Annotated in this window: 7 protein-coding genes; 2 read left to right on the forward strand and 5 right to left on the reverse strand. The window is 68.8% G+C overall.

Annotated elements, in window-relative coordinates:
- Positions 1-32 precede the first annotated feature (32 nt).
- The gene (locus J7520_RS07550; RefSeq protein ID WP_291186098.1) at positions 33-2,126 is read left to right on the forward strand and encodes an AsmA family protein; all 2,094 of its coding nucleotides are present in this window, start codon (positions 33-35) and stop codon (positions 2,124-2,126) included.
- A 69-nt stretch (positions 2,127-2,195) separates the two neighbouring features.
- On the opposite strand, the gene J7520_RS07555 is transcribed toward J7520_RS07550, so the two are convergent.
- The gene (locus J7520_RS07555; protein WP_291186100.1) at positions 2,196-5,795 is read right to left on the reverse strand and encodes an ABC transporter permease subunit; all 3,600 of its coding nucleotides are present in this window, start codon (positions 5,793-5,795) and stop codon (positions 2,196-2,198) included.
- Between the two features lie 23 nt (positions 5,796-5,818).
- Positions 5,819-6,700 (reverse strand): ABC transporter ATP-binding protein, encoded by an 882-nt coding sequence (locus J7520_RS07560; RefSeq protein WP_291186102.1) that lies wholly within the window; start codon positions 6,698-6,700, stop codon positions 5,819-5,821.
- Positions 6,701-7,177: 477 nt separating this feature from the next.
- Here J7520_RS07560 and J7520_RS07565 point away from each other — a divergent pair, with 477 nt between their 5' ends.
- Positions 7,178-8,011 carry an alpha/beta hydrolase gene (locus J7520_RS07565; protein ID WP_291186103.1) on the forward strand — a complete coding sequence of 278 codons (834 nt, stop codon included), beginning with the start codon at positions 7,178-7,180 and terminating at the stop codon, positions 8,009-8,011.
- Positions 8,012-8,089: 78 nt separating this feature from the next.
- Here J7520_RS07565 and J7520_RS07570 read toward each other — a convergent pair whose 3' ends face one another.
- The 3 genes from J7520_RS07570 to J7520_RS07580 all read right to left on the reverse strand — a co-directional run bounded on the left by J7520_RS07570 (position 8,090) and on the right by J7520_RS07580 (position 14,231).
- Complete coding sequence (locus J7520_RS07570) at positions 8,090-9,547, reverse strand: hypothetical protein (RefSeq protein ID WP_291186105.1); 1,458 nt, start codon at positions 9,545-9,547, stop codon at positions 8,090-8,092.
- A 91-nt stretch (positions 9,548-9,638) separates the two neighbouring features.
- Positions 9,639-11,777, reverse strand: coding sequence for a hypothetical protein (locus J7520_RS07575; protein WP_291186107.1), 2,139 nt, complete (start codon positions 11,775-11,777; stop codon positions 9,639-9,641).
- A 138-nt stretch (positions 11,778-11,915) separates the two neighbouring features.
- Positions 11,916-14,231 carry a winged helix-turn-helix domain-containing protein gene (locus tag J7520_RS07580; protein WP_291186109.1) on the reverse strand — a complete coding sequence of 772 codons (2,316 nt, stop codon included), beginning with the start codon at positions 14,229-14,231 and terminating at the stop codon, positions 11,916-11,918.
- Positions 14,232-14,631 lie beyond the last annotated feature (400 nt).

The following is a 14,631-nucleotide window of genomic DNA, read 5'->3' on the forward strand; positions in this document are numbered from 1 at the left end:
CGGACGCCTGCCGCGTATGCGATGGGAGCGCCATGAGACGTGGATATCGCATCGCCGCCTGGCTCGGCGGTGTACTGAGTTTGCTGATCGTCGTCACGATCGTGTTCGTGGCGACGTTCGACTGGAATCGGGCGAAGCCGACGATCAACGAGAAGGCGAGCGCCGCGCTGGGGCGCGCGTTCGCGATCGACGGAGACCTGTCGGTGCGCTGGCGCCGGGAGCCGGGTGACTGGCTGCCCGGGCCGGTGTTCATCGCAAAGGACCTGCGCATCGACAATCCGCCATGGGCGCGCGAGAAGCAGTTCGCCCATCTGGAACAGGTCGAGTTCCGTCTTTCCCTGCTCGATCTGCTCGTCCATCGCGTGTCCATTCCGCACGTGCAGCTCGGCCGGCCGACGATCCACCTGGAGAAGGAAGGCGAGCGGCGCAACAACTGGACGTTTGCGTTCGCACAGGGCGACGGCGCTGCGCCTTCGACCTGGACGCTCGATCTCGGCGACGTCGGCTTCGACGCCGGCAAGATCACCTTGCACGATCCGGCCGACCGCATCGACGTCGCCGTCGACGTCGAACCGCTCGGCCAGCCGATCGCCTTCGCCGAGGTCTTGGGCAAGGTCGGGAAGTCCGCTGCCGGCAAGTCCGTGCGGGCCCATGCGCAGGACTTCGTCTTCGGCTTCGACGCGCGCGGCACCTACAACGGCGCGCGCGTGTCGGGGACCGGCAAGACCGGCGGCGTGCTGGCGCTGCGCGGCGTCGCCGGCGCGTTTCCGTTGCAGGCCGAGCTGCAGATCGGCGACGTGCGCATCGCATTGACCGGCTCGATCACCGACCCGCGCAGCCCCGACGCCGTCGACCTGCATCTGCGCCTGGCCGCCGACAGCATGGCGCATCTGTACCCGGTGATCGGCGTGACGCTGCCGGATACGCCGCCGTTCCGGACCGACGGTCATCTCACCGCGGCGTTGCAGGCGGACGCCCGTTCCTTCACCTACGACGACTTCAACGGCCGCGTCGGCGGCAGCGACCTGCACGGCACGCTCACCTATGCGCAAGGCGCGCCGCGGCCGAAGCTGAGCGGCAAGGTGTGGTCGGAGCAGCTGCAGTTCGCCGACCTGGGTCCGCTGATCGGCCTGGATACCGGCGACAAGAGCGATGCCTCGAACGCGACGCCGCCGGGCGGCAAGGACGCGCCTCGCCGTCCCGCCGGCGGCAAGGTGCTGCCGAATGCGTCCTTCCGCACCGAGCGATGGCGCGCGATGGATGCCGACGTCGCCTTCAACGGCAAGCGGATCGTGCGCGAAGGCAGCCTGCCGATCAGCGATCTGCAGGCGCACGTGATCCTCGAGGCCGGCGCGCTGGCGCTGGCGCCGCTGAACTTCGGCCTGGCCGGCGGCGAGGCGCGTTCGACCATCCACCTCGACGGTCGCAAGGAGACGATGAAGGGCGACGTCAAGCTGGCCGCCCGCGGTCTCGAACTGCGCCAGCTGTTTCCGAAGATGAAGACCATGCAGAGCGCGCTGGGTCAGCTCAACCTGGATGCGGCGCTGTCGGCGAGCGGAAATTCCGTCGCCGCGCTGCTCGGCTCTTCCGATGGCGAGCTCAAGCTGGTGATGAACGACGGCGTCGTCAGTCGCGAACTGATGGAGCTGGCCGGCCTCAACGTCGGCAACTACGTCGTGGTGAAGCTGTTCGGCGACCAGCCGGTGAAGATCAATTGCGCCGCCGCCGATTTCGCTGCGACCGACGGCTTGCTCGAATCGCGCCTGGCGGTGTTCGACACCGAGAACGCCACGATCGACATCGACGGCACGGTGAACTTCGCCACCGAAGCGCTCGACCTCGACATCACGCCGCACACCAAGGGCCTGCGCATCTTCTCGCTGCGCTCGCCGCTCTACGTGAGGGGAACGCTCGGCAACCCGGACGTCGGCGTGCAGACCAGCAAGCTGCTGCTGCGCGGTGGCGGCGCGGTCGCGCTCGGCGTGGCCGCGGCGCCGGCGGCGGCGTTGCTGGCGTTGATCGCGCCGAGCAACGGCAAGGACGAGAACCCGTGCGCGGACGTGCTGCAGCAGATGCGCGACAAGCCGCGGGCGCCGCCGGCGGGCAAGGCCAAGGGCACTCGATGACGGTCGGCGAGGCGTGTGGAAAAACGCAGGACTTCGTATCTCCGATCCGAGTTTCCCGCGCCAGGAGGATCATTGCAGCGTGATGCGTTTGCGATTGTCCTCGGAGACGCGATCGATCAGCTTGTTGTACGGGTCGATGCCGGCCTCGTACGGCGGCTCGTCGACGGTCACGGTCAGGTGGCTGTCGCCGTCGCCGACGCGGCGCTTTTCCAGGAACAGCACTTTCTGGTGCGCTTCCTTGCCGTCCGCGGCGCGGGCGAACACGCCGATGTCGACCGGCTGGTCGAACGCGGCCGGTGTTTCCTTGCCGACGCCGTCGCTGTAGACCTTGCCGGTGTGCAGCGACAGGGTGACGTCGTACTTGCCGTCGTCGCGCTTCTTCGCAACCGCCTCGACGACGCGGTTGTCGTGCACGGTGATGCGGTCGAACAGGTCGCCGATCAGTGGTGACCATGACGGCCCGGCGGCTTCGCGCAATTCCGCGAGGAATTCGCGCGTGGTCGTGTAGGGCGGTTGCTGGAACGCCTTCTCGCGCGCGTAGCCGGCGAGCACGCGATCGACCAGATCCTCGCCGAGGTAGTCCTTCAGCGCGTACATCACCACCGAGCCTTTGCGGTAGTGGATGTACGGCTGGTTCTCGACCAGCCCGAGCGGCGTCTCCTCGACCACCTCGCCGCCGCGGCCGCCGAGATAGCGGTCGAGCTCGTACTTGAGGAACTTGCGCATCTGCGAGGGGCCGTATTCGCGCTCCTGCACCATCAGCGCCGAATACTGCGCGAACGTCTCGTCCAGCATCGTCACGCCCTGCACCAGGGCGCCGATCACCTGATGCGCCCACCATTGGTGCGCCACTTCGTGCGCGGTCACGTAGAAGACGTAGTCGACGTCGTCCGGATCGCGCAGGTCGGCGATGAAGCCGATCGACTCGGAGAACGGCACGGTGTTGGCGAAGCTCTGCGCGAAGGTCTCGTAGCCGGGGAATTCCAGAATGCGCATCTGGCGGAACTGGAACGGCGTATAGGCCTTGCTGAAATGCTCGAGCGACTTCTTCGTCGCCTCGACCATGCGCTCGACGTTGTAGGCGTGCTTGGGGTCGTGATAGACCTCGATCGCGACGTCGTTCCAGCGGTCGCGCCGTACCTCGTAGCGCGCCGACTGGAACGAGAAGAAGCCCAGGATCGGCTGGTCCATCTTGTAGTGGAAGTAGCGGCGCGGCCCGTGCCCGGGCACGTCCGCGGTCCATTCCTTTTCCAGATAGCCGGGCGCCAGCGCGATCTGCTCGGGTACGGTCGACACCGTCGTCTCGAAGCGCACCCAGTCGGCGTCGCGGCCGAGCAGGTTGAACTGCCGCGCCGGCTCGTCGTCGATCTTCGGCATGCGCGGGCGCTGCGGCAGGTCGTACTTGCGGCGGTCGTTGCGGTCCTCGAGCTGGCCGTTCTCGTCGTAGCCGAAATGCGGGAACGAGCTGCTGTCGAGGAAGGTGCCGTTGTCGACCACGCGAGTGTCCTCCGGCGCGTTGCGGAAGCCGCGGCTCTGGTACTGGAGCGTGAAGTCGAAATCCATCGTGGCGCCGGGCGCCAGCGGCTGCTTCAGGCGATAGATGGTGTAGCCCTGCGTGCGGTCGTCGCTGACTATCTCGTGCGGCACGAAATCGACCGCGACGAGCTTGATCTCGGGCGGCACGCGCACGTGCAGGTCGCCGATCGGCCGCGTGCCCTTGTTCGCCAGCACGTAGTGGCCGCGGACGTCGACGCGCCGCTGGTGTGGATAGATGTCGACGTCGGCGCGCACGTCGGTGATCTTCGGCTGCGGCAGGTCGAGATACTGGCGGTAGCGCTTCTCGTAGTCGGCCTTGTGCTGCTTGGCGAGATCGCCGGGCACGTAGCGGTTGAGCACGTTGGTGTTGTAGTAGATCCAGCCGCCGAGCACCGCGAAGCCGGCCACGGCGGCGGCGAGCAGCGCCGCCGACGGCCGCGTGAGGCGCTGCCGCGCGATGCGCGTGCGCTCCTTCCAGCCGCGCGCCGTGCCGCGAACCCAGTACAGCGCCGCGAGCACCAGCAGGGCGATCGCCAGGCAAGTCCAGTAGGCGCGGAACCACAGGTGCCCGGCCAGGAAGTGGCCGTAGCCGTTCATGTCCGAATACAGCGCGGCCGGCGCGGTGCCGTAGTTGTACAGATGGTGGTCGTAGTCCAGCTGGCCGAGCGCGATGCGCACCACGAAATAGACCACCACCAGCAGATAGCCGATGAACTTGTTGTTCGAGATCGCCTGCAGGAACAGCGCCAGCGCGCCGAACAGCAGGAAGCCGAGCGCGGTCAGCGCGATGTAGGACAGGTACAGGCCCGGCTCGATCGGCGTGTCGCCGCGCCAGAGCTGGTAGACGACGCATTCGACCGCGCCGGCGGCGAGGAACGCGACGATGACCGTCGCCAGCGCGGTCAGCTTGGAGAGCAGCGGAATCCAGTCCGGCAGCGGGAACGCGTCGGTGACGTCGCTGATGCGATGGCTGCGCTCGCGCCAGACCAGTTCGCCGGCGTAGAACGCGACGATGATGATCAGCAGGAAGTTGTAGCTGCCGTCCATCGCCCGTGTCATCAGGTGCGTGACCGGATAGACCTTGGTGCCGAACAGCTCGTTGGAGAACGCCAGCGAGCCGCCGAGATTCATCAGGCCGAACGCGAGCATGACCAGGAACGCGACGCCGCCGAGCACGCCGCGCGTGTCGAACCAGGCGAGCTGGCGCCACTGCGCGAAGCGTGCTGTGGCATCGGTGCGCGCGATCGCGATGGGCCGTGCGAGCACGGTCGGCGCATCGGCGGCCTGCACGACGGCCTTCTTGGCCGCGCTGCGCCACCACCGCCGTCCGGTGCCGGCACGCTCGGTGCGGAACCAGGCGAAGGCGGCGCCGAGCAGCAGGAGCGCGATCGCCGCCCACATCGCGCGGTTGGCCAGCAGCGTGCCGGACAGTTCCGGCAGGCGCGTGTTGCGTTCCTCCGCCGACCAGTAGCGCGTGGCGAGATCCATCGCGCCGAGACCGAACGGGTCGAGCATCGCGCCGAGCGTGCGATGTTCCAGGTTGCCGAGCGCGATCGACGCGATCTGCCACAGCACGAAGAACGCGACGACGCCGATGTAGGTGGCCAGCATCGAACGCGTCTGCGTCGCCAGCAGGAACAGGAACGCCGACAGGAAGAACAGGCCCGGCAGCACGAACACGGCGAAGGCGTACAGGTACGTCCACAGCCGCGTCGGTCCAAGCCGTTCCGGATCGACCCACGGCATCAGCGCGCCGAGGCCAAGTCCGATCGCGACCACGACCAGGATGCCGATCGCGGCGAGATAGCCAGCCAGGAATCGCCCGCCGAGATAGGCCGAGCGCGGCATTGGCGTCGAGAAGAACAGCTCCGCCGTGCCCGTCTCGAAATCGCGCAAGGCCGCGTTGGCGACGAACAGCGGAATCAGGAACAGGCCGAACAGGGTGAAGTAGGTCAGCCACTGCGTCACCACCAGCGGCGCATTGCGGTGCACGTTGCCGATGCCGCCGCCGATCTGCACGGAATCGGAGCCGGCGACGGCGAACGCGATCGCGCCGAAGGCGAGGGCGACCATCCAGAACAGCGGGCTTCGCAGCTGCTGGCGCAGCTCGAAGCGAAGGATTTCGAGGAACATGCGTTCGACCTCCCGTGCCGGACTCAGGCCGCGCGCAGCGCGTGGCGGCGCAGTTCGCCGAAGTAGACGTCCTCGAGGTCCGGATCGACCGTCACGAAGCCGTCCTCCGGCCGCTCGTCGGCCAGCACGTGCACGATGGTGCGGCCGCCGACCAGGCGCGTGGACAGCACCACCAGGCGCTGGCGGTATTCCTCGAGCGCGGCCTTCGGTACCTCGCGCCGCCAGACGCGGCCGGTCAGCGCGGCGATGGTATCGGCGGGCTGACCGGACAGCAGCACCTGGCCCTGCGCGATGATCGCCATGCGTGGGCAGAGGTCGGTGACGTCCTCGACGATGTGGGTGGAGAGGATCACCACCACTTTTTCGCCGATCTCGGCGAGGAGATTGAGGAAGCGGTTGCGCTCCTCCGGATCGAGGCCGGCGGTCGGTTCGTCGACGATGATCAGTTTCGGATCGCCGAGCAGGGCCTGGGCGATGCCGAAGCGCTGGCGCATGCCGCCGGAGAACGTGCCGAGCTTCTGCTTGCGCACTTTCCACAGGTTCACCTGGCGCAGCAGCGACTCGACCACGGCGCGGCGTTCGCTGCGTACGACCAGTCCTTTCAGTACGGCGAAATGGTCGAGCATCGTCTCGGCCGCGACGCGCGGATAGACGCCGAACTCCTGCGGCAGATAACCGAGCAGACGCCGCGTCGCCGGCTTGTCGGCGAGCAGATCCCGGCCGTCCAGGGTGATCGTGCCGCTGTCGGGATCCTGCAAGGTCGCGATCGTGCGCATCAGCGAGGACTTGCCGGCGCCGTTGGGGCCGAGCAGACCGAACATGCCGACCGGGATGTCGAGCGAAACCTGTTTCAGCGCGCGCACGCCGTTGGCGTAGGTCTTGGACAAATCGCGGATCGCAAGCATCGACGGACTCTCTCGGCGGCGGGAGAAGGATGCGGCACACGCTATCACCGAGCCCACCGGGGGCGGCATCCCTCGCAAGTCATGGGTGCGGGGCCGCAGTTCTCGCGTCGACTTCCCGTCGGTGAGCCGAGCTCAGTGAGTCCGGGCGCCGACCCTGATCTTCCGGGGCGAAGCGTGATCCGGTCCTCCGTGGCCGGTGGCGGGCGCTTCTGCTTCGTGCAAAACGGGCGCGCTCGGCGCATGCTCGGCGCGGCGGCAGACGTCACGCAGCGCGAGCGGACCGGAATCGAAATGGCGAATGTCCCCTCGAAGGAGGCTGCCATGAAAGGTTCTACCGACGATCCCGATTCCCCTCATGATGTTTCGAGGCGGCGCATGCTCGCCGCGGGTACCGCGGTCGCTGCCGGAGTCGCGCTGCCATCCGTGTTCGGCCTGTCGCCGGCGCATGCACTTTCCCATCCTGCTGGAGCTTCCCGCATGAACTCGACCATCAAGACCAAGAACGGCGCCGACCTCTTCTTCAAGGATTGGGGTGCCAAGGACGCGACGCCGATCGTCTTCCATCACGGCTGGCCGCTGTCCGCGGACGACTGGGATAATCAGATGCTGTTCTTCCTGTCCCACGGCTATCGCGTCATCGCGTTCGATCGGCGCGGGCACGGCCGTTCCACGCAAACCGATACCGGCAACGAGATGGACACCTATGCGGCCGACGTCGCCGACCTCACCGATCACCTGGGCCTCGAGGGCGCGATCCACGTCGGCCATTCGACGGGCGGTGGCGAAGTGGCCCATTACGTCGCCCGCGCCAAACCCGGCCGCGTCGCCAAGGCGGTGCTGATCGGCGCGGTGCCGCCGATCATGCTGAAGACGGCGGCCAATCCCGGCGGCCTGCCGCTGGAGGTGTTCGACGGCTTCCGCAAGGCGCTGGCGGCCAATCGCGCGCAGTTCTTCCTCGACGTGCCGTCGGGTCCGTTCTACGGCTACAACCGGCCCGGTGCGAAGGTCGATCAGGGCGTCATCTGGAACTGGTGGCGCCAGGGCATGATGGGCGGCGCGAAGGCGCACTACGACTGCATCAAGGCCTTCAGCGAAACCGACTTCACCGACGATCTGAAGAAGATCGAGGTGCCGACCCTGGTCATGCACGGCGAGGACGACCAGATCGTGCCGATCGCCGATTCGGCGCTGCTTTCCGTCAAGCTGCTGAAGAAGGGCACGCTGAAGACGTACAAGGGTCTTCCGCACGGCATGTGCACGACCCATCCGCAGATCGTCAATCCGGATCTGCTGGCCTTCATCAAGAGCTAGCGAGCGGTCGGCGCGACCGGAAACACCTGTGGCCGGCGGAGCAGGCCGGCGAAGGCGCAGGTGCTTCCGGTCGCTGCATCAAGGCTCGAAGCCGTCGGCGAAAATTCCGTCGCGCACCAGGCGCGTCAGCGTGTGGTCGGAGTCGGGCACCGGGAAGTTGAAATCCCACAGGCGGAATCCTGCGACGAGGACGCGATCGCTGGCGTCGACGTAGAGCGAGGTCGGCGCGCCTTGCGGGGTGACCTGCGAAGGGTATTCGATCGACACCGTCGCCGTCGGACCGTTGCCGGACGCGTCGAACTGTGCGATCGACTGCTGGGTGGCCGGCGTATAGGGATTGGGATTGATGCCGTTCGCCGACATCGAAACGACGATGTCGCCGTTCGACCGCACGCCCATGTCCTGCACGACGGCGTTCAGGCCGACGTTGACGTGGGTGGCGCCGCCGACGCCGAAGCCGAGCGTCGGCGTTCCGTCGGGTTGGAGCGACGCGAGCAGGACGTCGGTGAGCGTGTTGAAGAACTCGTCGTCGTGGTTGGCTTCGCCGGCGAGCAGGATCCGGCCGTCGTCGAACACGTGGATCTTGCGCACCAGCACCTGGTCGAAATGCACGCCGGTGTCGAACGAGAAGAACGTGTAGCCGTCCGTGCCGAACGAGGTGTCGAGCGCGCCGTTGGCCGGGTCGAACGCGAGCACGTAGCCGTCGCTGCCCTGGTTGTCGTTGTTCTGCGCGGCGCCGCCGACCAGGATCATTCCGTCGCCGGCGAACGCGGTTGCGTAGGCGAAGTCGTTGCCGTCCGGATAGACGTCGGGATCGAACACGACCGTACCCGGCAGCGGGCCGCTGCCGTCGCCGAACGTCGCGTCGAGCGCGCCGGTCGACGCGTCGAGCTTGGCGACCGCCATCGCGCTGGAGTGGCCCCGTTCGCCGCCCGGATCCGTATTGCCGATCGCGTACAGCTTCCCGTCGCGGTGCAGGACGCGCAATGCCTCGCTGGTGAAGCCGGGGGCGTTCAGCGCGATCGTGACCGTGCCGTGTTCGTCGCCGAAACCGGGGCAGTACGCGCCGTCGACGTCGACGCAGGCGACGGCCATCACGCCCGGTCCCTGCGACGTGAGCAGGTGCATGCCGACGACGTAGAAGCGGTCGTCCACGCGAATGGCGTCGCGAACGTAGCTGATGCCGGTGTCGATCAGCGTCTTTCCTTCCGTGCCGAACGATGGGTCGAGCCTGCCGTCGGCGTCGAGCTTCGAGATCGCGAGCCGGTCGGCGCTCGCGTCGGTGCGGTGGAAGCCGACGAGCCAGAAGCCGTCGCCCTGCGCGGGGATCACGCGCACCGCTTCGTCCCAGGTGCCGCCGTCGTCGTTGTAATTGACGACGGTGTAGCCCTGGTCGCCGAAGCCGGCGTCGACCGTCAGATCGGCGCCGATCGAGACGCCGACGACGCCGTCGGTCGTGGCGGCAACGCCGGAAAAGGCCGGCGCGCAGGAACCGAACGCCAGCAAGGAACCGATCGTCAGTGCAGCTTTGCGCATCATGTACCCCTGTGTTGTCGAGACCACCGGACCGGCGCGAACGTGAGGCGGGCCGTGCGCGTCGAACGCGACCGGCCCGCCGTCGTCCGCGCTACGGATCGAAGCCGTTCGCGAAGAGGGTGTCGCCGACCTCGAAGCGGACCGGCACGACCAGGCGCGGGTGCGCCGGATCGTTGCTCGCGATGCACAGCGTCGCCGCGTAGCTGCCGTTGGCCAGCCCTGTCGGATCGAGCGTCGCGGTGATCGTGCCGCTGTCGTGCGCCGCGACGCTGCCGGAGGTTTCGCTCAGCGTCAGCCACGGCACGTCGGCGGGGTTCGCGCAGACGTCCGGCGCCTCGACCGCGCGTACCAGCAGCGCGTGGTAGTCGGCGAACTGCTCGATCGTCCGGTCCCACGAGCCGAGGCCGAGATCGGATCCGCGCATGTGATAGCCGTGGCCGGCGTCCGGATCGCCGTCGACGTCGGCAGCGATGAAGACGTTGCCGGGGTCGAGCGGATTCCACTGCGCGCCGATGTAGACGCTGCCGCTGGGGATGCTGATGCCGAGCGCGCCGAGATCGATCTTGACGAAGGCGGCCGTCGCCGTGTCCGGAATGCCGGTCGCGGTCGCCGGCACCGAGGCGATCAGGTTGCCGGGGCTGCCGTCGAACCCGGTGTCGTCGTAGATGATCAGATCGAAATCCTGCGTCGTCGGGCCGAGCGTCAGGAACGAGACGCACGCGGTGGTCAACGTCGCCGGATAGGCGCTGGGAGTGAAGCGGTCGACGTAGGCGTTGATCGAGAACAGGCCCGAGCCGTCGCGATAGCCGTCCTCGGGCGTGCCGTCGTCGTGCACGAGCAGGCCGGGCGTGGCCTCGTCGCAGCCGGGCGTGGATTCGCCGCGCACGGCCGGCGTCGCCGGTGCGCGCGAGCGGAAGCGGTCGCGCGTCGCGTCGTTCGCGGCGATCTTGGGCGCGACCGGCGAGGACGCCGCGCGATGGGCGGTGGTGCCGGGGCGCGTCGACGCGCCGCCCGGTGCCTCGAGGAGATTCCACGACAGTTCCACGTCGCCGGCGTTGGCGATCTGCACCGGCACGTTCACCGGCACGCCGCCGGGCGTGCCGCTCGCATCGATCTGCGCCGGCATCACGCTGGCGGTCGCCGGCAGCAGGGCGGGGCTGACCTCGAGCGTCGCCGTCGCGTCGGCGGTGAATGCGATCGGGTTCGTCGCGATCCAGTCGATCGCAAGCGGCGAAGTCACGATCGGCGTGTCGAACGAGTACAGGTTGCCGATCGAGGCGTCGGCGTTCTGCAACCCGACCGTCGCGCTGCCGCCGTTGTCCCAGTCCGGGTTGGCCGGATCGCCGAATACCGTCGAGGCGTACTGGAACGAGAGGGAGCCGTCCTCGCCGAAGATCGCCTCGACGTTCGCGTGTCCGCCGTCGTCGAACAGGAAATGCGGGCGGTCCCACTGGACGACGGCGCGCCGGTTCGGCGCGGTGCCGACGACGTCCCAGTAGACGTCGCCGTTGGCCTGGCCGAGGTCGTCCCAGAACGGCGCGACCAGCGCGCCTTGGCCCAGGATGGCGAACGTCGACGGCAAGGTGTCGTTGAACGCCGCGCTGAATGCGGTGAGCGTGCCGAACACCAGTTCGCCGTTGTTGCCGACCGCCAGGTCGGTCGACGACACGCCGTACAGGGAGAACGAGAACGGCAGGCTGATCCCGGCGACGCCGTCGTCGGCGAGGCCGAGCGCGGTACCGGTCGTCCGCACGTCGACGAAGGCGGGCGTCGCCTCGACGGGCCGGTAGCCGGGCGCGTAGTCCTGCGCGGTCCAGGTCGCGTCGTAGGTGTCCACGTCGGCGCGCACGGTCACGAGCCGGTTGAACTGGAAGCTCTCGCCCGGGGCGAGGTCGTGCGGGAGCAGCGCGAAGATCGTGCCGTCGACGCTGTCGGTCAGCGTGTGGTAGCCGAGCGTGAGGGCGCTCGCGTTGGTGATCGTATAGCAGAAGTTGACCGAATCGCCGACGCGCACGGCCAGCGTCTGCGCGGTGCCGCAGGCGTTCGGGTCGCCGTCGTCGGGCATGAGGCCGACCGTCAAGGCGACGCCGTCGCCGGTCGGCGCTGCGGCATGCGCGGCGAGCCGGAGCGTATCGGCCGGTGCCGTGCGGCCACCCGCGGCGAGCAGGGCGGCAAGTACGGTCGCCGCAGCCAGCGGCCGGGCACGGAAGGAATATGCAGGAACATTCACCTGAACAACCGCCTGTCTGAGGAAGGGAGCGGGCCGCGTGGCGCCCTCGGCGAGGGTAGCGTTCGGCCCGGCTCGCGCATCAAACAGGCGTGACATCGCGATGACACAGTCATTATGAAGCGGCCTCGATGCCTCCGATCACGGCGTCCGCTGGCCGGCAAGGGCAACGGTGCGGCGTCGGGCCTCCTCCGCGGACTGCGTGTCGCCGAGGGCGGCGTAGAACCGCGCCATCGCCTGGGCGGCACGGAAGTCGCGATCGGCGTGGACGACGAGGCGGCCGGCGATCTGCTTCGCCTCGTCGACGCGGCCGCGATCGAGCAGGAATCCCAGATAACCGGATGCGGCGCGAACCGTGTCGTCGGGCCGGTTGGCGCGGACGGCCCGGTCGAGCGCCGAAGCGTACTGCCGGTCGGCCGCGGCATCCTCGCGCTTGGCCGCGGCGACCTCGGCCGAGGCGAGGTCGAGCGCGTAGGGCCGTCGGGGATCCTGCGGGTCGGCACCGGCGTCGCGCACCCGCTCGACCACCCGCTCGGCGACGGCGGGGCGATTGGCGCGCAGCGCGGCCTCGACGAGTACCAGCGCCGCGTAGGAAAGGCGCGCGTCGCTGCTCGGATCGGGCGGGTGGCGCACGCGGTCGAGCATCGCGTCGGCCCGATCGGCGGCTTCGGAAGCATGGCCGCGCTCGGCGAGGATCTCCAGATGCAGCACCGCGAACTCGGGCGGACTTTCGGGGGCGGCGGCATCGAAGCGCTCGAGCAGCCGTTCGGCTTCGTCGAAGCGGCCGGTCGACACCAGCGCCAGCGCGCGCGAGTAGCCGATCGCGCGTACCGCGCGGATATCGGACATGTGCGCGGCCAGCTGCCAGGCCTCGGCGCTGCTGGCGAGCGCGCCTTCGTGGTCGAGCAGCATGCGCTGCGCATCCGACTTGGCGGCCCGCGCCGAGGCGAGATGATCCTGCACGCCGAAGCGCGCGAACACGGCCGTGGCGCGGTCGAACGCCGCGACCGCATCGTTGAGCCGGCCGTTGCGGGTATCGGCGAGGCCTTCGTTGACGTCCACGCTGGCTTCGCCCGGCAGGTTGCCGGCGCGCCGCCATTCCAGTCGCGCGAGGCCGAAACCCTTCATCGCCTCGTCGATGCGGCCGAGATCGTCGTCGATGACCGCGCGCAGCATGTAGATGCGGCCGAGCAGCATCGGTTCGCGCTGGTCGGCCAGCGCCGCGAGCGCATCGCGACAGCGGCGCTCGGCGCCTTCGAGATCGTTGCGCCGGTAGGCGATCGCGCACAGGCCGTAGAGCGCGCGGCCGTGCACCGCCGTCGCGGCGCCGCCTTCCGCCAGCCGCGCGAACTCGCGCTCGGCGAGCTCCATGCGGCCCGAGCGCTCGTCGACCTCGGCGGCGCGCACGGCGATGCCGGGATCCTGCTGCGCTTCGAGCGGCGCGGCTTCGATCAATTCGCTCGCGTGACGCAAGTCCCCCTCGAGGAAGGCGGCGTCGATGCGCTGGCGAAGCTCGACGAGGGTCGGGAATTGCGGCTCGGTGACGGACGCGCGCATGCCGCTCGCCGCGAGCAGCTCGCCGATCGCGAGGTCAGCCGCTTCGAGCGGCGTCGCCGCCGTGGCGGCGTAGCGCTTGGTCTGCTCGGCGTCCTGCGCGTCGAGCTCGAAGGACCAGCCGTTCTCGGTGCGCCGAGCGCTCGCGGTCAGCACGTGCGTCGCGCTGGCCGCTTGCGCGAGACGCCAGCGCTCGGCCCGGTCGGAGAGGTCGGCGTCTCGGCGCCCGCCGATGTACGCGATCGTCTGGTCGGCCGGAAGCACCGGCAAGCCGGCGCGCTCGCGCAGCCGCGAAGCGATGAAATCCATCGCTCCGAGGCGGATCCAGCGCGTGTCGGGCTCGTCCTCGGCAACCGCGACGGGCAGGACCAGATACGTGTCCGCCGCCGCCGGAGCCTCCGGTTCGGCGCCGGTCTCGCGGCGGACGAGCACGAAGGCCGCGATCGCGGCGACGAGCACGAGCGCGGCCACGAAGGCGATACGCGTGGAGCGGGGCGATGCACGCACCGCGGGGGACTCCGCAGGGTCGAGCGTGGACGGAGGTTCGGTCAGGGCAGGCGCTTCGCTTTCCGGGGCGAGAATGTCCTCTGTCGACACCGGCGCGACCCATTGATAGCCGAAGCCGGACACCGTGCGGATGACGCTCTGCGCCTCGCCGCTGTCGCCCACGGCGCGGCGCGCCCGCGCCAGCGTCTGGCCGAGCAACGCGTCGCTGACGTCGGTGCGGCCCCAGACCGCGCTGATCAATTCGTCGCGCCCGACCGCGCGATGGTTGCGCTGGATCAGATAGACGAGGCAGTCGAAGGATTTGAGCGGCAGCGACACCGGTGCACCGTCGCGACGAAGTTCGCGCGAGTGCGGGTGCAGTTCGTAGTCGCCGAAGCGGTAACGCGGTGAGCGCATGAAGCAGGATAAATATGGAAGACCGCAAAAGATAACCGCGGAGGGTTCGTGCGTCGATCACGGAGCCGGCGCGATGCGCGGCCGGGTGTCGTGCGGTACGCGCCGGGAGCTGGAAGCTCGACACTTTCTCTGCCGGCGGGTCTCTGCCGGCGGGTCTCGGCCGGGGCGGCGGTTTCGGCGTATCTTGCTCGACTGCGGCTTCGCGGTCCACGAGCGATGAATGTCGCCTCTCCGTGCTCGACGAGCTTCATTTTTCGAGTACCGCTCACGCCGACGTTGAGGACGACGCTGCTCGCTTCGACCCGATGGGCCTCGCGCGTTCCGTCGGCGCGATAACCGAGCTGTCCGAGCAGCGCGACGAGTTCGGCGCAGCGAGCACGTCGCCGCGGTATGGCACACG

It is taken from the genome of Dokdonella sp., assembly GCF_017744955.1.
In the GTDB taxonomy this organism is placed as follows: Bacteria; Pseudomonadota; Gammaproteobacteria; order Xanthomonadales; family Rhodanobacteraceae; genus Dokdonella_A.

Excerpts from the sequence above, each read along its gene's own strand:
- J7520_RS07580 (WP_291186109.1), bottom strand. The coding sequence starts at position 14,231 with ATGCGCTCACCGCGTTACCGCTTCGGCGACTACGAACTGCACCCGCAC.
- J7520_RS07555 (WP_291186100.1), bottom strand. The coding sequence starts at position 5,795 with ATGTTCCTCGAAATCCTTCGCTTCGAGCTGCGCCAGCAGCTGCGAAGC.
- J7520_RS07565 (WP_291186103.1), top strand. The coding sequence starts at position 7,178 with ATGAACTCGACCATCAAGACCAAGAACGGCGCCGACCTCTTCTTCAAG.
- J7520_RS07570 (WP_291186105.1), bottom strand. The coding sequence starts at position 9,547 with ATGCGCAAAGCTGCACTGACGATCGGTTCCTTGCTGGCGTTCGGTTCC.
- J7520_RS07550 (WP_291186098.1), top strand. The coding sequence starts at position 33 with ATGAGACGTGGATATCGCATCGCCGCCTGGCTCGGCGGTGTACTGAGT.
- J7520_RS07560 (WP_291186102.1), bottom strand. The coding sequence starts at position 6,700 with ATGCTTGCGATCCGCGATTTGTCCAAGACCTACGCCAACGGCGTGCGC.